General features: G+C 41.0%; 21 protein-coding genes, 4 tRNA genes and 1 pseudogene. 11 read left to right on the plus strand and 15 right to left on the minus strand.

Annotated elements, in window-relative coordinates:
* The first annotated feature begins 40 nt into the window (after positions 1–40).
* From FTU16_RS11705 to FTU16_RS11715, 3 genes are all read left to right on the plus strand, one after another.
* Positions 41–232: a hypothetical protein gene (locus FTU16_RS11705; RefSeq protein ID WP_078189765.1), complete on the plus strand. Its 192-nt coding sequence runs from the start codon at positions 41–43 to the stop codon at positions 230–232.
* Between the two features lie 97 nt (positions 233–329).
* Positions 330–1,283, plus strand: a complete 954-nt coding sequence (locus FTU16_RS11710) for a 2-hydroxyacid dehydrogenase (protein WP_180026635.1) — start codon at positions 330–332, stop codon at positions 1,281–1,283.
* 56 nt (positions 1,284–1,339) lie between these two features.
* Complete coding sequence (locus FTU16_RS11715; RefSeq protein ID WP_180163318.1) at positions 1,340–1,765, plus strand: hypothetical protein; 426 nt, start codon at positions 1,340–1,342, stop codon at positions 1,763–1,765.
* A 30-nt stretch (positions 1,766–1,795) separates the two neighbouring features.
* Here the strand turns inward: FTU16_RS11715 and FTU16_RS11720 are convergent, their stop codons facing one another.
* The 4 genes from FTU16_RS11720 to FTU16_RS11735 form a co-directional block, all read right to left on the minus strand.
* Positions 1,796–2,305, minus strand: a complete 510-nt coding sequence (locus FTU16_RS11720) for a hypothetical protein (protein ID WP_180163319.1) — start codon at positions 2,303–2,305, stop codon at positions 1,796–1,798.
* 111 nt (positions 2,306–2,416) lie between these two features.
* The gene (locus FTU16_RS11725) at positions 2,417–2,953 is read right to left on the minus strand and encodes a hypothetical protein (protein WP_373683899.1); all 537 of its coding nucleotides are present in this window, start codon (positions 2,951–2,953) and stop codon (positions 2,417–2,419) included.
* 213 nt (positions 2,954–3,166) lie between these two features.
* Positions 3,167–3,814, minus strand: coding sequence for a hypothetical protein (locus FTU16_RS11730; protein ID WP_180163320.1), 648 nt, complete (start codon positions 3,812–3,814; stop codon positions 3,167–3,169).
* 351 nt (positions 3,815–4,165) lie between these two features.
* Positions 4,166–4,555, minus strand: a complete 390-nt coding sequence (locus FTU16_RS11735; protein ID WP_078189759.1) for a hypothetical protein — start codon at positions 4,553–4,555, stop codon at positions 4,166–4,168.
* Between the two features lie 233 nt (positions 4,556–4,788).
* On the opposite strand from FTU16_RS11735, the gene FTU16_RS11740 reads away from it, so the two are divergent.
* On the plus strand, positions 4,789–5,700 hold the full coding sequence (locus FTU16_RS11740; RefSeq protein WP_180163321.1) for a hypothetical protein: 912 nt from the start codon (positions 4,789–4,791) through the stop codon (positions 5,698–5,700).
* Between the two features lie 248 nt (positions 5,701–5,948).
* Here FTU16_RS11740 and glyS read toward each other — a convergent pair whose 3' ends face one another.
* Positions 5,949–8,018 carry a glycine--tRNA ligase subunit beta gene (gene glyS, locus FTU16_RS11745; protein ID WP_180163322.1) on the minus strand — a complete coding sequence of 690 codons (2,070 nt, stop codon included), beginning with the start codon at positions 8,016–8,018 and terminating at the stop codon, positions 5,949–5,951.
* The gene (gene glyQ / locus FTU16_RS11750) at positions 8,018–9,001 is read right to left on the minus strand and encodes a glycine--tRNA ligase subunit alpha (RefSeq protein ID WP_067666981.1); all 984 of its coding nucleotides are present in this window, start codon (positions 8,999–9,001) and stop codon (positions 8,018–8,020) included. The genes glyS and glyQ overlap by 1 nt, the downstream gene beginning before the upstream one ends.
* A 344-nt stretch (positions 9,002–9,345) precedes the next feature.
* On the opposite strand from glyQ, the gene FTU16_RS11755 reads away from it, so the two are divergent.
* A complete protein-coding gene (locus FTU16_RS11755) occupies positions 9,346–9,600 on the plus strand; it encodes a hypothetical protein (protein WP_252725794.1) in 255 nt (84 codons plus the stop codon).
* 291 nt (positions 9,601–9,891) lie between these two features.
* Here the strand turns inward: FTU16_RS11755 and FTU16_RS11760 are convergent, their stop codons facing one another.
* Both FTU16_RS11760 and FTU16_RS11765 read right to left on the minus strand, forming a co-directional pair.
* Positions 9,892–10,494 carry an OmpA family protein gene (locus tag FTU16_RS11760; protein WP_168377937.1) on the minus strand — a complete coding sequence of 201 codons (603 nt, stop codon included), beginning with the start codon at positions 10,492–10,494 and terminating at the stop codon, positions 9,892–9,894.
* Positions 10,494–11,075 carry a hypothetical protein gene (locus FTU16_RS11765; RefSeq protein ID WP_180163323.1) on the minus strand — a complete coding sequence of 194 codons (582 nt, stop codon included), beginning with the start codon at positions 11,073–11,075 and terminating at the stop codon, positions 10,494–10,496. The genes FTU16_RS11760 and FTU16_RS11765 overlap by 1 nt, the downstream gene beginning before the upstream one ends.
* A 275-nt stretch (positions 11,076–11,350) precedes the next feature.
* On the opposite strand from FTU16_RS11765, the gene FTU16_RS11770 reads away from it, so the two are divergent.
* Positions 11,351–12,457, plus strand: coding sequence for an HPP family protein (locus FTU16_RS11770; RefSeq protein ID WP_168377935.1), 1,107 nt, complete (start codon positions 11,351–11,353; stop codon positions 12,455–12,457).
* A 118-nt stretch (positions 12,458–12,575) separates the two neighbouring features.
* On the opposite strand, the gene FTU16_RS11775 is transcribed toward FTU16_RS11770, so the two are convergent.
* Positions 12,576–12,833, minus strand: coding sequence for a PspC domain-containing protein (locus tag FTU16_RS11775; protein ID WP_180007126.1), 258 nt, complete (start codon positions 12,831–12,833; stop codon positions 12,576–12,578).
* A gap of 301 nt (positions 12,834–13,134) precedes the next feature.
* Here FTU16_RS11775 and FTU16_RS11780 point away from each other — a divergent pair, with 301 nt between their 5' ends.
* Positions 13,135–13,788: a hypothetical protein gene (locus tag FTU16_RS11780; protein ID WP_180163324.1), complete on the plus strand. Its 654-nt coding sequence runs from the start codon at positions 13,135–13,137 to the stop codon at positions 13,786–13,788.
* A 137-nt stretch (positions 13,789–13,925) separates the two neighbouring features.
* On the opposite strand, the gene FTU16_RS11785 is transcribed toward FTU16_RS11780, so the two are convergent.
* From FTU16_RS11785 to FTU16_RS11810, 6 genes are all read right to left on the minus strand, one after another.
* Positions 13,926–14,001, minus strand: a tRNA-Lys gene (locus FTU16_RS11785).
* Between the two features lie 262 nt (positions 14,002–14,263).
* Positions 14,264–14,339 (minus strand) — tRNA-Lys (locus tag FTU16_RS11790).
* 49 nt (positions 14,340–14,388) lie between these two features.
* A tRNA-Lys gene (locus FTU16_RS11795) sits at positions 14,389–14,464 on the minus strand.
* A gap of 21 nt (positions 14,465–14,485) precedes the next feature.
* A tRNA-Lys gene (locus FTU16_RS11800) sits at positions 14,486–14,561 on the minus strand.
* Positions 14,562–14,701: 140 nt separating this feature from the next.
* Positions 14,702–16,543 (minus strand): long-chain-acyl-CoA synthetase, encoded by a 1,842-nt coding sequence (locus tag FTU16_RS11805; protein ID WP_180163325.1) that lies wholly within the window; start codon positions 16,541–16,543, stop codon positions 14,702–14,704.
* A gap of 185 nt (positions 16,544–16,728) precedes the next feature.
* Positions 16,729–20,142, minus strand: coding sequence for an Rne/Rng family ribonuclease (locus tag FTU16_RS11810; protein WP_180163326.1), 3,414 nt, complete (start codon positions 20,140–20,142; stop codon positions 16,729–16,731).
* Positions 20,143–20,536: 394 nt separating this feature from the next.
* Here FTU16_RS11810 and FTU16_RS16695 point away from each other — a divergent pair.
* The 4 genes and pseudogenes from FTU16_RS16695 to mhpD all read left to right on the plus strand — a co-directional run bounded on the left by FTU16_RS16695 (position 20,537) and on the right by mhpD (position 24,185).
* Positions 20,537–20,847: pseudogene (locus FTU16_RS16695) on the plus strand (hypothetical protein).
* A 54-nt stretch (positions 20,848–20,901) separates the two neighbouring features.
* On the plus strand, positions 20,902–21,873 hold the full coding sequence (locus FTU16_RS11815; RefSeq protein ID WP_168377932.1) for an RluA family pseudouridine synthase: 972 nt from the start codon (positions 20,902–20,904) through the stop codon (positions 21,871–21,873).
* Between the two features lie 153 nt (positions 21,874–22,026).
* A complete protein-coding gene (locus tag FTU16_RS11820; protein ID WP_180026628.1) occupies positions 22,027–22,695 on the plus strand; it encodes an HAD-IA family hydrolase in 669 nt (222 codons plus the stop codon).
* Between the two features lie 692 nt (positions 22,696–23,387).
* The gene (gene mhpD, locus FTU16_RS11825; RefSeq protein WP_078189749.1) at positions 23,388–24,185 is read left to right on the plus strand and encodes a 2-keto-4-pentenoate hydratase; all 798 of its coding nucleotides are present in this window, start codon (positions 23,388–23,390) and stop codon (positions 24,183–24,185) included.
* Positions 24,186–24,217 lie beyond the last annotated feature (32 nt).

The following is a 24,217-nucleotide window of genomic DNA, read 5'->3' on the forward strand; positions in this document are numbered from 1 at the left end:
TACTACCTAAATCATCATAAGGAATATGAGGGGTATCAGTATGCATTCAACACAGATGCTTGCTGTATTATTCATCTTAGTGCTGACCATGGGTTCAGCCTATGCACAGGGGGTTAGTTCAAGCATACTAATTTTTAGCAGCAGTATGTTGTTACTTACGATACTGACCATTTATGTCATACTCAAAATTCGAAATTCACTGCAACATCATCTCGATAAACCCGCGAAATAGCGGGTTTTTTTATATGCTGTTCGATTGCACTTTGGTGCATCACAGGTTTTAATCATTCACAATCGAATCTTTATAATCGGCCAGAAGGGAAGCAGCCATGAAAGCGGTATTTCTAGATTATCAGTCTCTAGATAAACAAGACTTAGATTTTAGCGGACTAGAAGCACAGTTTGATGAATTGATGCTCTATCCCGCAACAGCGGCTGCAGAGGTTGCCCAGCGCATACAAGGGGCTGATGTGATTATCAGCAATAAAGTACACATCAATGCTGAGTACATGCAGCTCAATCCGCAATTAAAACTGATCTTAATTTCTGCCACTGGCACCAATAACGTTGACCTTGTACAAGCACAGCAACAAGGCATCGTGGTGTGTAATTGCCAAGCTTATGGCACCGCTGCGGTCGCACAGCATACCTTGATGTTAATGTTGAACTTGGCGACATCATTTCGACAGTATGATCGGGCGGTTCAACAAGGAAATTGGCAAAAAGCGGATCAGTTCTGCTTACTGGATTTTCCAATTATTGAGTTGGCCGGTAAGACTTTGGGGATTGTCGGCTATGGCGAATTGGGGCAAGCCGTGGCACATTTGGCTAAAGCTTTTGGCATGAAAATTATGATTGGTGCGCTACCGAATCGACCTATGGTGGCTGAGCGAGTGGCCTTTTCTGAGATGCTAGCGCAGGTCGATTTTCTCAGTTTGCATTGTCCTTTAACAGAGGAAACCCGTGATTTACTCGATTATGAAAGCTTGGCTCAAATGAAAGCATCGGCCTTTGTGATCAATTGCGCACGAGGTGGTGTTGTCAATGAAACTGCATTAGCCGAGGCATTAAAATCAGGAAAGATCGCAGGTGCGGCAACCGATGTCTTGACCGTTGAGCCACCCAAGCAGGGCAATGTGTTGCTTGACCCAAGTATTCCAAATTTAATCATTACCCCACATAGTGCATGGGGCAGCGTCGATGCGCGACAACGCATTGTGCAGCAATTGGTGGAAAATGTAGAAGCCTTTAAAGCTGGGATGGTAATTCGACAGGTGAATTAAAATCGAGTTTAAGGAACATTATTTTTGAACAATGCTCCATATAAATAGGGATGTCTATGCAGGTCGATCTTGCCAATAAAAAAAGTTTAAGATTATTTTGCATGCTGATTCTCTTTACCGCATGCATCACTTGGGCATGGTACAGTTATGTACTAAATATCAGTGAAAATTATTTATTCCAGAACCCTGATTTTGAAGTTCATAAATTCATGCCGACCTTACAAGTTGTGTTGGTTTCGGTATTTTTTATTGCGCATTGCGTCTTAGCGCTTATTGATTTTTTAAATCGCTATTGGTATTGGGGACTATGGCTTGTTGTGGTGCCTATTATTGTGGGGCAGGTCTATTTTTCTGTCTTTGGAGAGGTTGCTCATATTGAGCATTTATCCGTCTGGGTTGACTATCCATTTTGCCTGTTGATGCTTATTCAAATCTGTACAGCATCGTTTGTACGTAGGCGATATCTCAAGCCTACTGCTTAATGCATTAATGTTTAATTTAATAGTTAAATTTCAGCATTTTTTGAAAAATTTAGCATTGAAATGATTTTTGATTTGCTCAAATTCAAGTTCAGTCTTGATATTGTTTGGCATCATGATTTGTAAATAACTTTTTTCAAGTTTAAAAGGCTCTTTGGTATTGGGTTCAGCGTAAAAGCCACCGTTTGGATAAGTCAGATATGTTTCATAGGCACGTATAATCTGACCTTTGTGAAAATAATAACTTGTTAGGCTTTGATAGGATTCACCAAAAACATAGAGGTTTATTTTGCATTGATCATCGAGTTGATACAGTGTCGCTTCATTGCCTTCAGTCGATTTGTATTCTTCGTCATCTAGCATCTCTAAGGTTTGTAATAATTTACCTTCGGCATCATGATTATATTGGTATGAATCGTACAATTGGGGAAAAATAGTTTGCAACTGTGGATAACTTTTCAACAATTGTGGAAAACGTTGTAAGCCAATCATAGAGCCAACACAGAGCAGAATGCCAAGCAAGATACCAAATAAAATTCGCATTTTTTTCTCATTAATTCATTGTTTTTATAGGCATAGGCCAAAGACCAAAAGTATTTAATTTTGGTTTTAAAAAAGCCCAACCAAAGTTGAGCTTTTAAATGTGGTGCTAAATTATAAATCAGTCACTGGATAGGTCGTAGACGTTGAACTCGATGGATAACTACTTTGTGGATATTGATTATTATTTTGCCCCGCATTGTTGCTTGGAGCCGTATTAATCGTATTGCCTGAATACGGTTCGCTCAATGACTGTTGGCTAATGGGCGCAGGTTGGCTGGTTTTGCCTGTGATATTTTCACGGGTTTGCTTCAATTTTTCATTAACGTTTTGGGTGGCTTGCTGTGCGCCCTGATCAACCTGTTGCACTGTATTTTGAGTAGCAGTTTTCGTATTGTCCCAAGCTTGGTCAACCGAAGGCTTAATTTTAGAAATCCCACGTTCAGTCATTTCGCCAATATTTTTAGCAGCACCGACCACGCCTTCTTGGGCTTTATAGGCCCAAACATGCAATAAATTTGGATTATCACCATAAGGGCTCACAGGCTTTTTCGCTTGTTGCTCAGTACTTTGCGCTGCTGTGTTTTCTTGTGCCCAAAGCATGGGTGTCGTGAATATTAAGCTTAGGCATAACGTTGTTTTTAATGAAATCTTCACAGCTTCACCTCTGAATTTTATAGATTTTCTATCTGATGAATGGTTTTAACGCATTATAGGAAAAATTGCAGCGAAAAAAACTTGCCGTAGCAAAATCAATACAGCATATGACAGCTTTGTACACGTTTGTATTTTGCATAAGGTAAAAAAAGGCCCACCGAAGGGTGAGCCTACTCTCTGGAGGGGAGGGTATGAAAGCCAGTTTACTTATTTGTGAGCACCTAAGCTGGCTTCATGTGAGCTATGGACTTCAGCTTGTGCGACAGGCGTTTGCAACTGTACATTGCTACTGCCACTCACATTAGCTTCTTGACCTTTTTGGAAATTCGCTTTGGTTTGTTGCCATTTTTCACTGGCAAATTGGCGACCTTCCTGAGCTTTTTCACCTAAATAACTCTTGGTTTGATTAACTTTGTTGTCGACATTGCTTTTACGTTCATCGAGTTTTGCTTTGTCTTTTGCAGCTTTTTCATCGAGCTGTGCTTTGCGCTCATCAAGCTTAGCTTTATTTTGCTCAGCCTTGGCATCGATCTTGGCTTTCGCTGCATCTGACTTTTCATCTTTAGACTGTTTTAGGTCAGCCCATTTATTTTTTGCATCTTGCTTTTTGTCAGCACTGAATTCTTTGGTGTCTTGCCACTTTTCTTGGGTGAATGTTTTGGTCTTATCGACGCCTTTTTCAATTTTGTCACCGGCTGCATGCGCAGACTGATTAATGTCTTGTTTTAGATTTTGCAGTACAGACGGTTGCTGTGTTTCAACTTTCGCATTGGCTTCTACTGCGGTGTTCGCAAATAGTGGGGTGCTTGCGAATAATGCTGCGGTGATCAGTGTTGTTTTAAATAAAGGTTTCATCTTTGCAATTGTCCTCTTTTATTGAACGCTGCTGTTGCACTCAGCATTTGCGCTTTTGGAGCAGAGGACATCTTAAGAGTAAAAAAAGCAAAAAGTGGTTTTGTGCGATAAATCACACAATGCAATAACAGCTCAGATACGCGGAAGTTTGAAGTGTGGAAACTTGGTTAAGTTAATGCAGTATTGTAATTTTATGAAAATACAGTGGCTTATGTGTGTTTTGCGCGTTGCTGTGGTGTGGTTCTAGTTACGATTTTCATGATTAAAAATTATGGGTTTGAACAGATTATGGTTCAAGATTCAACGAAAAATGAAACCATACCTCCATTTTGGAGATATGGTTTTTATTATTTATTCACATTGTGTAAGCGCATCTTTTGCAAAATGACCGCGTAATGCAAGGAAGTTCTTTTGTACATCCGCAGCATTTAAATCAAAATTGTGCGCTGAACTTGTACCATCTTTGGCAAAGGTTGCTGTACCACCTGAAATGAGGGTTAAGCCTTTAAATGACCATTGTTCAACAGATTTTGCTTCTTCTAAATTGCCTGTAAATTCAATCACGCATTTATCTACAAATTTAGTCAGTTTTGCTTTGTTATCTGTGGTATCTGGGTAGACATCAATGTTTTGAACTTCTTGTAATACACCTGTTTCAAGTTGTGGAATTGTTGGTGCAGATGTACATGCAGAAAGTGTTAGACCTGCAAGACCAGTCAAAAGGAATGCTTTCAATTTCATAAGTTTCATTCTTGTTGAGTGTTGTTGGATTGAGTATAGGGAATCTAGAGGGAAATGCATATAGGATTTAGAGTGTTGATATAGGCTGTATTTTTTATTCTTAAAAATTTTTATTTGTGAATAAAGAATATGGAAATAGAAAGTTTAAAATTGAGATATAATGTTGTAGATTTCGATTAGCTTAATAATATGTAAATAAAACATATATATAAAATCACTTTTTTAGGTTGAACATGCCTTCGTTAATTAAATTAAATGAGTTTTTCAAGTCTAGACTTTATAAGTTTATAGTTGCATTTGTTGTTGCTATTAATGGTTATCTTGTTTTTGCATTAGGAAGTGACGAACAGAAGATTGCCTTAAAAACTAATCTAGGAAAATTGGGTAGCTTGATTGTAGATTGGAGTGGAGCAGTCATTTTTTTATCGATTTTTTTTGGGGGTATAATTTCTATTTTTATTGCTTATCTGCAGGAAAAAATTGATAAACAAAATGTAGTTGATCGTTTTGCAGTAGTATTGCTTGAAACCATTGAAACTGTTGTCGAAGAGAAACGTAAAAGATTTGCGAAGGCAGTTGAGGAACTTTTACAGGAAGGGCAAAGTCAACCAACGGCTAGTACAGTATTCAAAAACATTACACAGCCAGAAGAACAAATAAAAAATATAATAAAAGCTTTAGAAGTTTGTTATAAGACATTGTATCCAAATGTTTATTTTAAAATTGCACTTATGGAGGTTGAAAATAATACTTTAAAAAAATGGGCATATTTTTTACCTTATACAGCAAGGCCAAATACTTGTATTGATGAGCTTAGATCCTCTGAAAGTGCAATATCGCAAGCATTAATAACAAAAAACATTGTGGTTGTAGATGATGTACAAAAAGAGTTAGTAAAAACTGAAAACAAAAAATATATAAAGGGGAGTACTAAATTGAATGAAAATTGGTCACAACTTTGTTATCCTATAAAGAGTATCACTTCTAATGAAGTGATTTTTATCGTTTGTATTGCTGCGAAAGAAGCTAATTTCTTTCAGAGCAATCAAGAGTTTTTGGGCTCTTATGAATGGCTCTTAAATTTTTTCAGCTCAAGATTGGCTTTAGAGCATTCTTTAGCTGAGTTAAAGGGAAAGGCACGCTAATGACAAATATAGTTGAAATTAAAAAAACAAATATTTCGAATCAACAGCATAGTAGTGTTTTGCAGTCAGCCGATGATTTAAGTCGAGCAGATTTAAATACTCGCTTAGTTAATTTAAATGAAAGGGTCAAAATCGCGACTCGATCTATTCATAATTTAGAAAAAGAACGGTTGAGTTTTCATTTAAAATTTAAATTCAGATAAATAAAAAAACCCGCTTTAAAGCGGGTTTTTAATTAATGCTTAAACTTAGTGTTGAAGTACTGAAATATCAGCCACTTTCGTGAACAAATCACGAAGCTGTGCAAGCATACGTAAACGGTTCGCTTTTAGGTCAGCATCATCTGCCATCACCATTACACCGTCAAAGAACGCATCGACTGGCGCACGAAGTGCAGCAAGTGCAGAAAGGGCAGCAGTGTAGTCCTTCGCAGCAAATAACGGCTCAACCACAGGTGTGATTTTCGCAAGTTCAGCGAACAATGCTTTTTCAGCATCTTCAACCAAGTTGGCTTCAACCACAGCGCCTTCAGGGGCAGCTTCTTTCGCAAGAATGTTGGCAACACGCTTGTTTGCAGCGGCAAGTGCAGCAGCTTCAGGTAAGTTACGGAAATGATTTACTGCATTTACACGTTTATCAAAATCAAGTGGTGATTTTGGAGAAAGTGCTTGAACAGCTTGAATCACATCTACAGCCACGCCTTGGTCTTCGTATTTCGCACGGTAACGACCTTCAAGGAATGCAACAGCATCCGCTAAAGTCTTATCGTGATCTTTTAATACATCGCCATAAGCAGCAAGTGCAAGTTTGATTAGATCTTCAATCGAAACATCTAAATCATTTTCAGTCACAAGACGCAAGATACCAATGGCTGAACGACGTAATGCAAACGGGTCTTTAGAACCTGTAGGCGCCTGACCAATACCAAAAATACCTGTGAGCGTATCTAAACGGTCAGCAAGCGCAAGCGTTGTACCGGTCTTAGTTTTTGGTAAAACGTCACCTGCAAATTTAGGTAAGTATTGTTCACCTAAAGATTCAGCAACTTCATCATTTTCGCCTTCAATACGTGCGTAGTAAGTACCCGCAATACCTTGAAGCTCTGGGAATTCACCTACAAGTTCAGAGGTTAAGTCGCATTTTGCAAGGAGCGCAGCTTTTTCAGCATCTGCTGGGTTTGCCCCAGTGATTGCAGAAAGTGCAACAGCCAAAGTCGCGATACGTTCAGACTTGTTCCATAGTGTGCCAAGCTCAGCTTGGAAGACCATGTTTGCAAGTTTCTCTTTACGAGATGCAAGCGGTTGCTTTTGGTCTTGCAAGAAGAAGAATTCAGCATCTGACAAACGTGGACGAACAACTTTTTCGTTACCTTCAATAATTTGAGACGGATCTTTCGACTCAATGTTTGACACAGTAATGAAGTAAGGTTGAAGTTTATTGTCGGCATTTACTAAGCAGAAATATTTTTGGTTGTCCTGCATCGTGGTGATGAGTGCTTCTTGAGGAACAGCAAGGAAACGTTCTTCGAAGCTTGCACGAAGCGCAACTGGCCATTCAACCAATGCTGTTACTTCGTCACGTAAGTCCGCAGGGACAATCGCAATGGCATTCACTTCATCCGCCAAAGCTTTCACTTGTTGGTCGATGATGGCTTGGCGCTCTTCAAAGTTTGCAATCACTTTTGCAGTACGAAGGGCATCAAGATAAGCATCGGCATTTGCAAGTGTAATTGCTTCAGGAGCATGGAAACGGTGACCATAAGTTACGTTACCTGCTTGGTGATCCTGAATGGTTGCTTCAATTACATCACTGTCTTTCAACAAAACAACCCATTTTACAGGACGTACAAACTCAGTACGGCTTGCCGCAGAACGCATGCGTTTTGCGATAGGTAGGTTATCTAAAGCGTGTTGTAAAATTTGAGGAAGTAAAACATCAAGGCTTTGACCTTTTACATCTTTTAAGTAGCACACTTTTTCAACTTTACCTGCTTGGAAAGTTGATACTTGATCAACTGTAATGCCTTGACCGCGCATAAAGCCTTCAAGTGCTTTAGTCGGTTTGCCTTCGGCATCAAATGCTGCTTGTTTTGCAGGGCCATCAAAACGTTTTTGTGTGTCGGCTTGCGCTGCATCAATATTCACAATTTTAAGTGCAAGGCGGCGTGGTGCTGCATAAGCTTCAATTGAATCGAATGCTAGACCTGCGTCTTTTAAGCCTTTTACCGTTTCTGCATGTAGTGCATCACGTAATTTTTTTAAGCTTTTTGGTGGAAGTTCTTCGCAGCCTAATTCGAACAATACTGTATGTTTAGACATTATTTGCTCTCCTTAGATTCTACTTTTGCTTCCGCTTCAACTTGAGCTTTGAGTTGAGCAAGGACTTCGTCACGTAAAGCAGGTTCTGCCATCGGGAAGCCAAGCTTCGCACGCGCAGCGACATAGCTTTGTGCAATAGCACGAGCCAATGTACGGACACGTAAAATGTAACGTTGACGTTCAGTTACTGAAATTGCGCCACGTGCATCAAGCAAGTTAAAGCTATGCGATGCTTTAATTACTTGCTCATAAGCAGGTAGTGGAAGTTCAGCTTCCATTAAACGAGTCGCTTCAGCTTCATAGAAGTCGAATAATTCAAACATTTTTTCAACGTTGGCATATTCAAAGTTATAGGTTGATTGTTCCACTTCGTTTTGGTGGAACACGTCGCCATAAGTTACAGTACCAAACTGACCTTTGGTCCAAACCAAATCATAAACAGAGTCTACACCTTGGAGGTACATCGCCAGACGTTCTAGACCGTAAGTGATTTCACCTGTCACAGGGTAGCACTCAACACCACCGACTTGTTGGAAGTAAGTGAACTGAGTCACTTCCATGCCGTTTAACCAAACTTCCCAACCTAAGCCCCATGCGCCAAGTGTTGGAGATTCCCAGTTGTCTTCCACGAAACGAATGTCGTGAACAAGGGTATCAATACCAATGGCTTTTAATGAATCTAAGTACAACTGTTGGATGTTGTCTGGGTTTGGTTTCAGCACCACTTGGAATTGGTAGTAGTGTTGTAGGCGGTTTGGGTTCTCACCATAACGGCCATCTTTCGGACGGCGAGATGGCTGAACATAAGCAGCATTCCAAGTTTCAGGGCCTAAGGCACGTAGGAAAGTTGCAGTGTGGAATGTACCCGCACCCATTTCCATATCGTATGGTTGAAGAATTACACAGCCTTGTTCAGCCCAGTAGTTTTGTAAGGCAAGAATTAAGCCTTGGAAGGTATCAATATGCGATATGGCGCGACTCATGGTCATCCACTTAAAATTAGATAAAAATTGTGCTCAATTATAAGGATTTTGGGGGTGTGTGGCAAAGGTTTCGCGTGAACAAGTGGGCTTTTAATGCCAGATAGAATAAAGGCACTGCGGGTTTTAAATGAAGCTGAGTCTTTATTGGTGAAATATGGTGGCAATAAGACAACTTCATCAGTGATACTGTTGTTAACGATGATCATGCTATAAAAATACAATAAAATTTAGGAATAATAAAATTATTCAAAGACTTATGGGTTTTAAATGGTTGCATTGATAAAAGGAAGACAGCATTCGGGTTCAGATAAAATGTTGTTATTACAAAACCATTTAGGACTTAAATGTGTGCCTATTTTCTTCGTTTTCCTGTGGGTTCAATGATTCCACCACGTCAAGACTCTGTACAATATGGGCAGCATTTTAGGTTGAATATCGTGATTAAAAAATCGAAAGCAGGTGGTGAATTTATATGTGAGCGAAGCATCATTGATTTACCAAGAGTTAAATTATTTAGACCAGATTTGTATCGGCATGAAGTGACTGAGGTGCAAGGCAGCTCATGCTATGTATTAAGTATCGGATGCGTAATCGATTAAATTTGATAGATAAAATCAATATCTTTTAAGAAAATTCAGCCTGTAATTTTCAAAAAAATCCCAAATAACCAACAGGGTAATCGGTCTTTTATAACGTCTTTTGCAACTTAGGTGGCTTGGTACAGCATACGAAAATCGAATAAAAAATATCGCCGCTCAATGAACGTTTGCTATATGACTTTGGCGCGTCTATCGTTTAGAGATATTCTCAAAAAAAGAATCAAAATTCACCACTAAAAATTTAGTCGTAAAATAAAAAATGAGTCGTTTAGACTCATTTTTATCAAGGCTTTATGACTCAGATAAGCTTTTGGTTTTATTAATTACAATTTCAACCCGTCGATTTTTCTGACGACCTTCAGGATTGTCCTCACCATTAGATAGGGTATTCGGTTTAAGCGGCTGACTTTCTCCCATCCCGCTGATTTGATAATTTAAATCAATACCTTGGGCTTTAAAATAATCACGCACCGCTTCAGCCCGTTGTAACGACAGTTTTTGGTTGGCGGCATCTGAACCAATATTATCGGTATGGCCGACAATGGCAATAATGCCTTTACCTTTGCTTTTTAAGGTCTGGGCTGCTTGCTGTAACTCAGGTTCAGCTTCGGGTTTTAAATTGGCTTTGCCAAAATCAAACAGCACATCCGAACTTAAATTCACCTGAATATTAAATTCATTATGATTGGCACTTAAATCTGAACCGACAGCCGATAAATTACTGGCTTCTGCCTGAGGTTGACTTGGTTCAGATGGCTTCGGCTGCTGTTCTGGCACAGTCTGAGTGTTGTCTATTTCTGCGACGTTCTGTTCAGTCTGCGGTGGATCAGTTTTGGAATCTACACATCCTGCAATCAATAAGCTCAAACTTGCGCTATACAGTAATGTTCTCATTAGCGTTCAACCGGTATGCCGTCAAAAGAACCTGCATTACCTAAATTGATGCTAATGGTCTTGGTGCTTTCAGGCGGCGCAGGGAATTTAAAGGTGAGTAAAATAGGTTCATAACTGGCTTTTTGGATAGCTTTATTTGTTGCATTTAAAGGTGCTGCCATCCAAATGCCAGCATCATCTTGCAGCAGTCCTACTTTTTTGGCTGTGTCATCATCAATATAATTGGTTTGTTCCAAATTGATGGATGTGCTCATAAATTCAGTGTTTCCATTTGGGGCAGGGTTAGGTTGAGCTATCACTTTTACGGTTAAAATTTTTCCAATCACCTTGATGCTTTGTAAACCTAAAGTGCCTTTACTCATGGGGATTTCAGCTAAAGTGGGTTGAGGCGCTGGTGCTTCAACTTGTGGTGCTGGTTCTCGAATAAGATCATCCCCATTTTTTGCAGTTTCAGCTGGGGCCATTTCTTGAGGTGTATTATCATTGGCTGGCGGATTGGCTTGTTGAGGTTCTTTGGAGCAGGCCGATAAACCCAAGCCAAGCATACAGAGGGCACACATTGCGAAGATATTTTTATTCATTCAGAACATCCTTTTTTCAAATATTTTTATAGGTCTTTTGACTATAGGGAATTTTAAACAGCTAGCCTGTCTAGGTTTTGTTGTAAAACGTTAATGAAATAAGAGAGATGAGCAGGTGATTGACTCGTGAGCATTATTCAGTTCTTTCGGCTTTAATTTGGATTAGATATTGTTCAGTAGAAAATTTTATAAGATAAAGGTATAAAATAAATACATCTTATAAGAGACTTCGTTTTATAATCGCCCATCTGTTCGAATAATCAATCAGGCATCTCGTGTTTCACGCAAAATCAGCTTGGCTTAATACGCTTAAACCCAACTTTAAAGTTTTACCATTAAAAGATCGCATCCTATGTGGGGTAGGTGCTTTGCTTGGCTTGAGTATTTCTTCGCTGATTAGTTGGTTAGCGCTAGGTGACTTAAATGCATGGTATATCGCCCCGATGGGCGCATCGTCTGTGCTGCTCTTTGCTGTACCTGCTAGTCCTTTGGCACAGCCGTGGAATATGGTGGTCGGTAATAGTCTTGCGGCTTTGATTGGCGTGACTTGTGCGATGTATATTCCTAATTTAACCGAAGCTTTTAGTATCGCAGTTGCATTAGCGATTATCTTAATGATGACCACGGACTCATTGCATCCACCGAGTGGGGCAGTAGCGATTACCGCGGTATTGGGCGGCGAGGCTGTCCATGATTTAGGCTACGCCTTTCTTTTTTATCCAGTCCTTTTAAATTCGGTCCTCTTGATGGTGGTTGCTATTATTTATAACCGATTACTAGGTAAGCAGTATCCACAAAAATCACAAGTTAATACACGGACGACAGATCCAACACCGACACAAAAAGTGTCGATTCAACCTGCGGATATTCAGCAAGTCTTAGAACAGCAAAGTCAGTTACTCGATATCAGTGAATACGACCTACAAAAAATCATTTTAGAAGCACAGCAGTTAGCTAGTCGTCGTGGTCTAAGCCAGTTTCATTGTCGTGATCTCATGAGCCAGCAAGTGATTAGCTTGCGTGCAGAAGATGATATTCAGTCAGCATTGGAAAAGTTTAAACAAGTCAATTTGATGAGTTTGCCAGTGGTGAGTGATCTGGATCGCTTGGTGGGAAATTTGGCTTTATATGATGTAGTGGAATGGTTTAAACGTGCCGCAGACCCCAAAGCCAGTTGGGAAAATCACGTTTATCAAATTATGAATCCCAAAGTGGTGACCGTGCAGCCAGATCAACCGATTGAAGATTTGGTGCCGTATTTTGTGGAAAGATCTTTTAATTATATTCCAGTCGTTGAGCAAAAACGGTTGGTGGGAATGATTAGCCGTGCTGATATGATCGCAGCGTTATATCAACAGTTAAATCAGCAAACAAAATCTTAAGCCTTAAACTTTGATTTAAATTCATCAGACTTAAATATGGTTTTGCCAAAATGTAGGCAAAAAAAAGCTACGGAATCTTGGGGGAGAAACCGTAGCGACCAAACTGGGTCAAGGGATTTTAACGTCTGTCATCATTCACAGTACGGATTGGATCTGAATAGCCATTGGTACGGAAAAAGTTATCTTGTGCTTTAGGCATGACTAACCATAAAACCAAGTACACCAAAATACCGGGAAAGGCTGCGCTTAAGCATGATACAAAGATAAAAATAATACGCAGTAAATTTACGTTCCAACCAAAACGTTCAGCAATACCCCCCATCACACCAGCAATCATGTTAGAGCGGTTTGAGCGATATAAACCAACATTGGCCATTCAGGTCTCCTTAAAAAAATAGAACAAATTTGAATATTTCCAAATTCATATTATAGTAATGGTGACAAGCTTTAGGATTTAAAGGGTGCAGAAAAAAATTAAGTAAAGTTATGTAATTTGAAGAATTAGTTTGATTAGTTTGCCTTTAAAATAGCTTGAGTATTAATTAAATATCAACGATAACAATGAGATATGATTAACATATATCGCAAATATATGTATACAGCGTTGATTTTTTGATTACAATATTAAGTCAGCAAGAACTGAAAAAACCAATGAATGATTGGTCTTGGCACATTATATGAAAACATCGGCTTCACCTTTTTTGATGAAATTTGCATATCTTTCAGTGTTTGCAGGAGTGTTCAGCCTCTCTTTTATTGGTTGTAGTCCAACGCATCAACCCGCAGCGGATAAGGGTGAAAGTTCAGCATCAACTGTCGCATCGGAAGTTCAAGCGAAGCAAGATCATGGAAAAAAATTAACCCAAGTGGCAGGGCAGGCGACATTACCGAATGACGATGACATAAAGTCAGCTCCTGTTCCTGAGCATGCCAAAATTTTTATTGGACGTTTTCATGCCAAAGTAAAATGCGATGACAGTTTTATTCCATGCCCAGAAGGCGATGCGGAGTTCATTCTTAACTTATTACCAGATGGCACGGTACACCGCAGTATTATTCAAATTGGTAAAGTGTTTGCTGAAAAAACCAATACGCCAGGCATTAATGTGAAATACCGTAAGGATACGTGGAGTGTCAATGAAGCACATACCGAGCTGGTGGTTCATCGAAAAGAAGGCGTGAATTTTTATTATCACGTGATTAATGAAAATAAAATCATTATGGATTTGGACAAAATTCGTCAAGGTGAAGTCGACCGAAATCAGGAATTATTTTCTAAAGGTTATCCTCAGCCTCAACATGCCTATACCTTGGTGAAAGACCCAAATTAAATGCTGCGGATAAAATAAATAAAATTATAAATTGAGTTTGAGCGTCGGCGTGAAATTCGTAGTTCTTGGTGGATCGAATGCTATTGGCTTATAAAAAATTGAATTATTAATACGACATAGTAAAGACTAAATAGAATTGGTGGGTTGTGTGGGGTTCGAACCCACGACCAATAGATTAAGAGTCTACTGCTCTACCAACTGAGCTAACAACCCTGAGAAAATTTTAAAATAACATTTTAAAATTTTAGCAAGATAAACGAAGCGCGTAATTTTGAGTACTAGGGAATATTTGTTATCTAAAATTTTTCAGGTCAAATACTTCATCTAGCAAGACAAGAATGATACTTCGCAACATCGCTATAGCAAAATTTCGAGAATGGCGAATCAAAACCAATAATGGTGATGGTTTGTCTTGGTCGGAACCTGCAGGTTTCTTTTTCTTCAACTGCCGAAAGAAAGAAGCCCTAAGAAAGAATGGTGGGTCGTCCGCGACTCGAACGCGGGACCAATAGATTAAAAGTCTACTGCTCTACCAACTGAGCTAACGACCCTTAGGGGGTATGCACAAGATTGTAATCTAAAACTGGCATTATAGAAAGATGGTGGGTCGTCCGCGACTCGAACGCGGGACCAATAGATTAAAAGTCTACTGCTCTACCAACTGAGCTAACGACCCATCTTGTGGTATCGAAGGAAATGGTGGGTCGTCCGCGACTCGAACGCGGGACCAATAGATTAAAAGTCTACTGCTCTACCAACTGAGCTAACGACCCATTTCGCTTGATGGTGCGTATTGTAGCAAGATCTGCTTCAAGCGCAAGTAAAAAATCATAAACTTGCTTGTGTTTGATTATAAATACAACAATGTGGCTCATTTTGACGGGTGATTGTCGTCAAAATGAGCAAGTTTGATTTAGAAACGGTATTGATAGGCCTGAATATTATTATAAATTTCAGGGGTCAAGTCACAATAAGCACTCGCGTTCGGCAGTAAAACCAAGATTCGCTCATCCGTTTGCTGAGGATCAAAGGCTTGTTCTTTCAGCTTATTTTTTTGGTATTTAAACGTACCTGTGGTTTCGACTTTTTTCTGTACACGTAAAAATACCGGTACAGCATACGCTGGTAAGCATTTTTTAAATTGTAGAACCATTTCACTACAATCTTGTTCGTTGAGTTCGGCACCATCGGTGAGCGTGATGGCAGCCATACCTGCACGGCCATTGGTGTCTGGAATTTCTACGCCATAAACCACAGCTTCAGCAATTTTATCGTACTCACTCACCATGTTTTCAACTTCAGTGGTTGAGACGTTTTCACCTTTCCAGCGGAAGGTATCGCCTAGACGGTCGACAAATTGTGCATGTCGGAAGCCAATGTCACGGACCAAGTCGCCAGTGTTGAAGTATGAATCACCATGCTTGAACACATCTTTCATAATGACGGATTTGTTTTTTTCCGTGTCGGTATAGCCATCGAAAGGTGAGCGACGGGTAATTTTACCGATGAGTAAGCCGACTTCGCCTTTTTTCACTTTAATGCAGCGACCTTTAGCATCATGTACAGCTTCATTTTTTTCTTTATCAAACTGAATAATCGCATAAGGCGTTGGTGAAAAACCAACGGTATTGTCGAAGTTAAACACATTACTAAAGCCGACGTTGCCTTCACTTGACGCATAGAGTTCAAGGACTTCTTCGACCCCAAAGCGTTCTTTAAACTTATCCCAAATGTTTGGTCGCATGCCGTTACCAATCATTTTTTTCACACGATGGCCTTTTTCAAGGTCTGAATGTGGGGCATCCATTAAATAGCGGCAAAGTTCGCCCACATAGCCAATGGCTGATGCATCAAATTTTTGTACATCTTTCCAAAATGAAGAGGTCGAGAACTTGCGGCGCAGAGCAAGGGTAGCACTACCTGCAATCACCCCACACCAACAAACCACAGTACCTGTAGCATGATAGAGCGGCAAGGTCACATACATCACATCATCTTTGTTCAAATTGAGGACGTGACCATATGTTCCATAAGCCAAAGTCCAACGGCTGTTGGTGAAAATCACCGCTTTAGGTAAGCCTGTTGTCCCAGAGGTGTAGATATAAAATAGGCCGTCTTTGCCTTTTACGCTTGCAGTGGTGGGTGTGTTGAATTTTGGAAATTCATCAATCGCTACTGCAAGGTTTAAAAAGCCTTTAGGTGCTTTACCGGCATCTACACGGGTGGCCTGATCTGCGAACCAATGTAAACGATCTGCAGCCACACTGAGATCATTACGAATCTCTTCTACGGCTTGACGGCATTCTTCGCCCACAATTACCGCAATTGGGTTTACTAAGTTGATACTGTGTGTCAGGACTTTGCCGACTTGTGAGGTGTTGACCAAGGCGCTGGTGACGCCAATTTTGGCTAATGCCACGATAGTTGCCACGAGTTCAGATCGGTTCTCGATCATCACTGCAATCACATCACCTTTTTTTGCACCGAGTGCTAGGTAATAGTGACCAATTTGATTGGCCCATTCATTTAATTCGTTATAGGTATATTTTTGCTCTTCAAAATAAAGCGCATAACCTTTAGGATTACGCTTTACGGCTTTTTCAAATGCAATTCCTAAGCCTGCGGAAGTATTTGGGGTACGTAAATAGGCTTGCTTTAGACCACTCAACAGGTTGGGTACTTTGCTAATGAACGCGGGAATTTTTGCTGCAACATCAGCAATCCCAATAAGGTCGTGTTGTGTAGTTTGGCTCATGTGAATCCTATTTATTTTTCGTAATCCGATACGGTCTATTTCTTTGCAATGAAATTTGCAGCAAATTCTACAATTGTCTTTTAATCGTTTCGATCTAGTGCAATCAACCTAATTTGACAAAAGTATCAAAAAAAAACCAGTCACCGAAATGACTGGATTTTTTTATTCACCTGCAAAATAGCAAATTACTGCTCAGTTGCGGTGTTTGCTTTTTTCGGTGGACGACCGCGAGGACGACGAGGGCGTGCAGGTTTTTCACCTTCAGCGGCCGAGTTTTCGTCTACAGGAACCTCAACTTTCTTTTCCGTTTCAAAGGCTTGAGCTTTTTCTTCTACTGGTTTAGTAGGAGCTTCAGACACTTCTTCCGTCTTTTCAGGCTGCGCACTCACATCCAGTTCAGCTTGAACGGGTGTCGGTACTTCAGCTTGAGCGGGCACAGGTGCTTCAGTTTGAACTGCAACGTCGGATACATTGACTTCAACTGTAGCAGCTTTAGCTTCTGCAACTACAGGCGCCTCAACAGCAGTGTCTGCGACAGGCGTAGCTTCCACCTCAGCATGTGCTTTTGCTTGGTCTTGTTTCGCTTGTTCAGCGGCAAGTTTAGCAAGGCGACGACGCTCACGTGGGTCATTAGCAACACGTTTATCTGACACAGGCTTTGGTGGTGTCAAATCCAACATTGGCGCTGGTTCAGCTTCAGGTGCAGCTTTTGCAACTTGAACATCACGAGTGACAGGCTTTTTCTCTACAGCTGCTTCAGCTGCGGGTGCAGTCAAAGTCGCGGCATATTCTTCCGTGAATTTTTGCAATGCACGGTTGAATGTTGGAATTAAGCCAAATTGCTCAATCAGTACAGAGCAGTCTTCACCGTATACATGCTTAATCAAGCTGCTTACAGTGTATTGACTTAGTGTCGGCACTTGAGATGGCGCAATTTTCGGAGCCTGTGCTTGTTGAGCACGAGCTGCACGCTGTTCGCGGCGGCGTTGACGTGGGTCATTGCTTGCACGAGACGGTTTTTGCTGCGCATGCTGTGGTTTATGCGCTGCTTCTTTTGTTTCAGTCGCAAGTTTTTCCACTTTTGCTGCTTCAACGACAGCGGCCTTTTCGACAACTGGGGTTTCTATAGTTTTTTCAACTGCTGGAGCAGTATTTAGCGCTACGATTTCGCTTTGAGCTTGATCAACATTCACCACAAGTGCTGTTGGCATCACGTCTTGACGTGGTGCATCAACAACTTCAACTTTAGGTTGACGTTGATTGCGGTTTTCAGGTTGTTGCTCAGCTGCAACTTCCTGAGCAATCGCTTGCTCGTTCAATACGCTTTGATCGCGGTGGCGATTTGGGCGATTTGGACGTTGTTGGTTGTTGCGGTCACGACGTGGAACAGACTGCGGTTGTTCATTGTTTTGAACATCTTGCTGTACTTGTTCGTTGTTGTGTTGACGACGTGAGTTACGACGGTTTTCACGTTGGTCTTGACGGTTGTCTTGACGTTCAGAACGTTGCTCTTGGCGTTCGTTTTGACGTGCTTCGTTATTACGCTGTTCTTGACGGTCTTGACGTGAAGGTTGTAACACTTCCTCATGAACTTGATGCGGTTGAGCTTCTTGTTCACGTGGCTCTTTATGCTTAGTACGCTTTTTGTTGTGACGTTTTTCTTCACGTTCAGCTTTTTCTGAATGGCTGTCACGTTCTTGTTTGTGCACAACAGAAGAAGGCGCAAGGTAAGCATTATTGTCTGCGACAACAGCAGGCACTGCCGATGCAGGGGTAATTTGACCAAACTGGCCACGGCTTGCAGCACCGCCATTTACCATTTGTTCAATTGCAGCAGCGGCATTGTTTGCAGTACGCGACTGGTCAACGGTTGCAGCTTGTTTTTGAACAAATAAGTTTTCTAACCATGCACATGGACTAGATGATGCTGCAGGAGCGGCAACTTGTGCAGGTGCTTGTTGGGCAGCAACAGGTTGTTGCTTGTTCTTCTTATGGCCTTTTTCTTGTTGTGGTGCAGGTGCTTGTTGTTGCGCAGCAGTCTGTTCTTCACCTAAGTGCCATTCAGATGCTTCGTAGCCCAACTCTTTTTCACTTGAACGTGTAGCTTCAGTACGTTCATAGCTGGTTGGTGCAAAGCCTTCAGGATTATACGAAATTTCGTAATGTGGTGTTTCTAAGTGTGGGTGAGGAAGCACAGTCACACGTACATTTGAAGTTTGCTCTAAATAAACAAGGCTGTGACGCTTTTCATTCAATAAGAATGCAGCGATTTCAACAGGAACTTGTACTTGAACTTCACCATGACGTTCACGTAGTGCAATTTCTTCCACTTTGCGCATGATTGAAAGTGATAGAGAGCGTAGGTCACGTACCATACCTGTGCCATGACAGCGAGGGCAAACATAACCAGTGGCTTCTTCAAGTGATGGGCGTAAGCGTTGACGGCTCATTTCCATTAAACCAAAGCGAGACAATTGGCCGAATTGAATACGGGCACGGTCGCTTTGTGTTGCTTCACGAAGTTTTGCTTCAACCATACGTTGGTTGCGGTCTTTGGTCATGTCGATGAAATCGATCACAACTAAACCACCGATATCACGTAAGCGTAATTGGCGTGCAATTTCTTCAGCAGCTTCAAGGTTGGTATTGAGTGCAGTATCTTCTACATCGCTACCACGAGTTGATTTTGCTGAGTTGATGTCAATTGAAACCAATGCTTCAGTTTGGTCAATCACAATTGAACCACCTGAAGGAAGTTTTACTTCACGTTCATAGGCAGTTTGGATTTGACTTTCAATACCAAAATGAGCGAATAACGGTTCATTTAAAGTATAGGTTTTTAATTTGTCGATTTGACGTGGCATCACTGCTTTAACAAAGTTATACGCTTCGTTATACGCTTGCTCAGAGTCAATCAGAATTTCAGCAACATCATCACGTAAATAGTCACGGATCGCACGTGTAACCACACCGGCTTCTTGGTGAACCAACATTGGTGATGGACCAGAACTTGATGTGCTTTGGATTTGTGCCCAAAGGTCCAGCAAGTGTTGAAGGTCAAGTTGGAGTTCTTCTTGAGAACGACCAATACCTGCAGTACGTACAATCACGCTCATGCCACGAGGGACATTTAAAGACGCCAACATTTCTTTCAATTCTTCACGAACTGAACCTGAAATTTGACGGCTAATACCGCCACCTTTCGGGTTGTTTGGCATCAATACCAAATAACGACCAGCAAGTGAGATAAATGTAGAAAGGGCAGCACCTTTATTACCACGTTCTTCTTTTTCCACTTGAACCAAAAGTTCAGTGCCTTCAGTGATCAATTCGCGGATGTTTGAAGTTTGGCGAGGATCTGCTTTGTAATAAGAATTGGCAATTTCGCGCATCGACAAGAAGCCTTGACGACCTGCACCGTATTCAACAAATACAGCTTCTAATGAAGGTTCTACGCGGGTCACATGACCTTTATAGATATTCGATTTTTTTTGTTCACGGGTACGATTCTCTAAGTCAAAATCGTAAAGACGCTGACCAGTGACAAGTGCAACGCGAATTTCTTCGGCATGTGTTGCATTAATCAACATACGTTTCATGGGTGTAACACCTAATAGTGATACACAGAAGAACATCGCCTGACTCGTAGCGAGCATCAGATAGCATGGATCAAGTTACACAGATCGAAAAACATCCTCTGTGCATGTGTACCGACCTTCTTTGGGTGGGCAACGGTTTTTGATTCACGTATTGATGATGGCAATACGGCTTCAATCTTTTAAACGATTAAAGTCACCTGAATGCGTTTCACTGGCGGACAAACGGTGCATTGGATGTGAGTAACTTTCACTGTCACATTGCTCGAAGAGCATCCATTCATATCTGATAGAGCGTCTTGATACGGAATTATCATCGTACCTTTACAAACTGTGCAGATCCAATGCATCAAACGTTGTGGCCTGAACACGATTTCCAGGGAGCGACTGGTCTGATGTGTATCAGTTTACGTTTAAAAACCAACCTTGGTTGGCACATATTTTTTTGGGGCAAACTGTGTTTTATGTACCTACGGCACAATTAAACGCAACAGTTTGCAGTTTTGCCGATATAATAAGCCTTCGGCGTCGGCATAATTCTTTTGGGACCTTTCCGAGCTAAATGAGTAATTGCTTGAAAGCTCAATGACAGTAAATACTGAAATGAATCAACTTTTACTCAGTTACGGTGGTTTCCGTGCGCTGACTATATCAAACCTTGCATCATCTGCCTATGGGCTAAGCTTATGTTTCTTGCGAAAAGTATAGCTTAAATGATCAGTTTTTAATCAATTTTAGTATTTTTTTAGGTCTCTTAACTGTATGAATTCTACGCAAGAATGGCAAAGCGTCACCTGGTTTGAAGTGGACGAGCATCAGGCGGGTCAACGTATTGATAATTTCCTGTTTAGTCGTCTTAAAGGTGTGCCTAAAAGTCGCATTTATCGTCTGATTCGTGAAAGCCAAGTCCGCGTCAATAAAAAACGCGTCAAAGCCGAAACCAAGCTCAATATTGGTGACCAAGTTCGAGTTGCTCCAATTCGCTATGAGCAAAAAGATGAGTCTGCGGTTCCCGTATCGGACAAAGTAGCGCAAAGCTTACTGAGCCGTGTGGTGTACGAAGATGAAGGCTTAATGGTAGTGAATAAACCTTCTGGTATTGCTGTTCACGGCGGGAGTGGTGTGGCGTATGGCTTGATCGAAGGTTTACGTGCCGCAACAGGGAAGAAATACCTTGAGCTGATTCACCGAATTGACCGCGACACTTCTGGTTTGGTGATGATTTCGAAAAAACGTAGCGTGTTAAAAAGCCTGCAAGACATGTTACGTGAGCACAAAATCCAAAAAACTTATGCTGCTGTGGTGAAGGGTGTGGTGAGTTTGGATAAGCAACTGATTGATCAGCCATTGCATCGTTATGAACTGGCGAATGGCGAGCGTCGTGTACGTGTGTCACCTAAAGAAGGTAAAGAGTCGAAGACGTTGTGGAACGTGAAAGAACGTTTTATGCATGCCACATTGGTGTATGCGTCTCCACTTTCGGGCCGTACCCATCAGATCCGTGTACATGGTTTAAGTATTGGTCACCCATTGGTGGGCGATGAAAAATATGGTCATGAAACAGAATACCGTGGTCCAAAGCCACGTCGTTTATGTCTACATGCCATGCGTTTAGAAATTCCAGGTTACCAAACCATTGAAGCGCCATTGCCAGAAGATATGCAAAGCCTTGTGGCTCAGCTTCGCGCTCAAAAAGCCGACAAAGTGGTGAAGTCTTCGGAAGATGGCGAGTAAGTTTAAATATGACTTCTCTCCCTGAGCAGTACTGCTTCGCAAGGGGTATATTTGACTTCTCCCCAAACCCTCGCTTGAACTTTAATTTAACAGCATGGCTTTAAATTTTGCTCAGGAGAGGGTGTCAACACTGAATCAAATCTAGGAAAACGTATGAACTCAGCTGTAAAACTAGTCATTTTCGATTGGGATGGCACTTTATTTGATTCTGTGGGTCAAATTGTGGCGAGTTTAAAATTCGCAGCGGATCAATATTCACAGCCGCTGACCGATGCTGATGCGAAAAGTATTATTGGTTTAGGTCTACCAGAAGTCGCACAGCGTTTATTTCCGACGGTTCCCGAATTGCACAGCGAAATTTTGCAAAGCTATGCCGATCACTATGTTGCCCATTCCAAAGGTGATATGTGGTTTGATGGTGTCGCTGACATGTTGCAGGAACTACGTGATGCAGGTTTACAATTGGCTGTTGCAACGGGGAAAAGCCGTAAAGGTTTAGATCGAGTCTTGGCTCAAACGCAAAGTCATGCGCTGTTTCGTGCGACACGTGCAGCCAGTGAAACCAAATCTAAGCCAGATCCGTTGATGTTGGCAGAAATTTTGGCGGAAACGGGGCTGCGTGCCGATCAAGCCATTATGGTCGGTGATACATCGTATGACTTGGAAATGGCACTGAATATTCAGATGCCGCGTGTAGGTGTGAGCTATGGGGTGCATACGGTTGAAACCCTGCAACATTTTCACCCCCTACATATTGCACATACAGTCGATGATTTGGCGGAATTTCTACTGGAACACGTTAAATTGCGTCTCGCTGTCTAGTTGCGGATACAAACGAGTAAAAAGGTGAAACTGGTTTTCACCTTTTTTATTGCCAATCATAGGGGGTAATACATCATTCATCTCTTTTGAGAAGTATTGAACTGAATTATTTTAAAAAACTGATAACACTAGATTTTTTAACAATAACAAGCGGTCCTCAAGCTGATTTATCTGTGTAGTTTGGCGCGACTATTTGCTTTTTTAGCACAAGCCAGGATAGGGTTTTGTTTGAATTTTATGATTTATCTTGTTGTTATTTATTGAATTATTTTTATTTGAAGAAAGTGGCGTACTTAATTTATCATAATTGAACATTGTTATTCGGGTATTAGGCTGACGCTAAAATAATCTTTTAATCTTATCTTTTAGTCGTATAAGCCAAGTTTTTTAGTAGAGATTCAGATTTAAGGGCGAAAAAAATAGTGAATTTTATTTAATTATTTTGACTTAAGTTTTTGAATATTAATAATAAATAATGATTAATTTATAGCTAATAGCTATAGTCATAAATAAAATAAGTATTGGTATTCACTTTCTAAAATCTCGATGCTAAATGCATCTAAACATAACGTGTAGTATGTCAAGTGAAATGCTTTAGGCGAATCCTGACATGACTTTCATCACTTTGATTTTGATGGTGATCGGGATGAAACACGTTGTGCATCCAATTTTTGCAGTTTAAGGAAACATTGATGTCGAATTCTGCTGTTGTTGAATCAGTTGCGCAAGCATTACGCGATGCGGAAGTAAATCAGGCTGCGATTGCACCAATCCGTCCACAACTTGGTGGTGAAAGTGCTGATGTAGATATTGCTTATGCCGTTCAAGAAGTGAATACCAAACGTGCGGTGGCAGAAGGTCGTCGCCTTGTAGGTCGTAAAATTGGCTTAACTTCAAAAGTTGTACAAGCGCAGTTAGGCGTTGATCAACCTGACTTCGGTATGTTGTTTGCTGACATGGCGTATGGCGATGGTGAAGAAATCCCTGCTGGTTTATTGATTCAGCCAAAAGTTGAAGCAGAAATTGCTTTGGTGATTAACCAAGATTTGACCAAAGAAAAACACACCTATGCAGACATTATTAGTGCAACAGAATATGCACTGCCTGCAATTGAAGTGGTCGATAGCCGTATCGAAAACTGGAAAATCTCGTTGATTGATACTGTGGCAGATAACGCATCTTCAGCAGGTTTTGTGCTGGGTTCTAAGCCTGTAAAACTTGCAGATCTTGACCTTGTAAATTGCAAAATGGTCATGACTCGTGGTGAAGAAGTGGTTTCACAAGGTGTGGGTAAAGCGTGTCTTTCTAACCCATTAAATGCAGCAGTGTGGTTGGCTGACGAAATGGTTCGTCGTGGTCGTCCATTGCTTGCAGGTGACATCGTATTGACCGGTGCCTTAGGCCCAATGGTTGTGGCAAATCCTGGTGATGAATTCAAAGTTGAAATTGAAGGCTTTGGTTCTGTGACTGCAGCATTTGCAGCGAAATAAGCTTGGGTTTTACGGAATTTTTAAGAGTACAC

This window comes from Acinetobacter sp. YH12069, from assembly GCF_013419675.1.
Classification (GTDB): domain Bacteria; phylum Pseudomonadota; class Gammaproteobacteria; order Pseudomonadales; family Moraxellaceae; genus Acinetobacter; species Acinetobacter amyesii.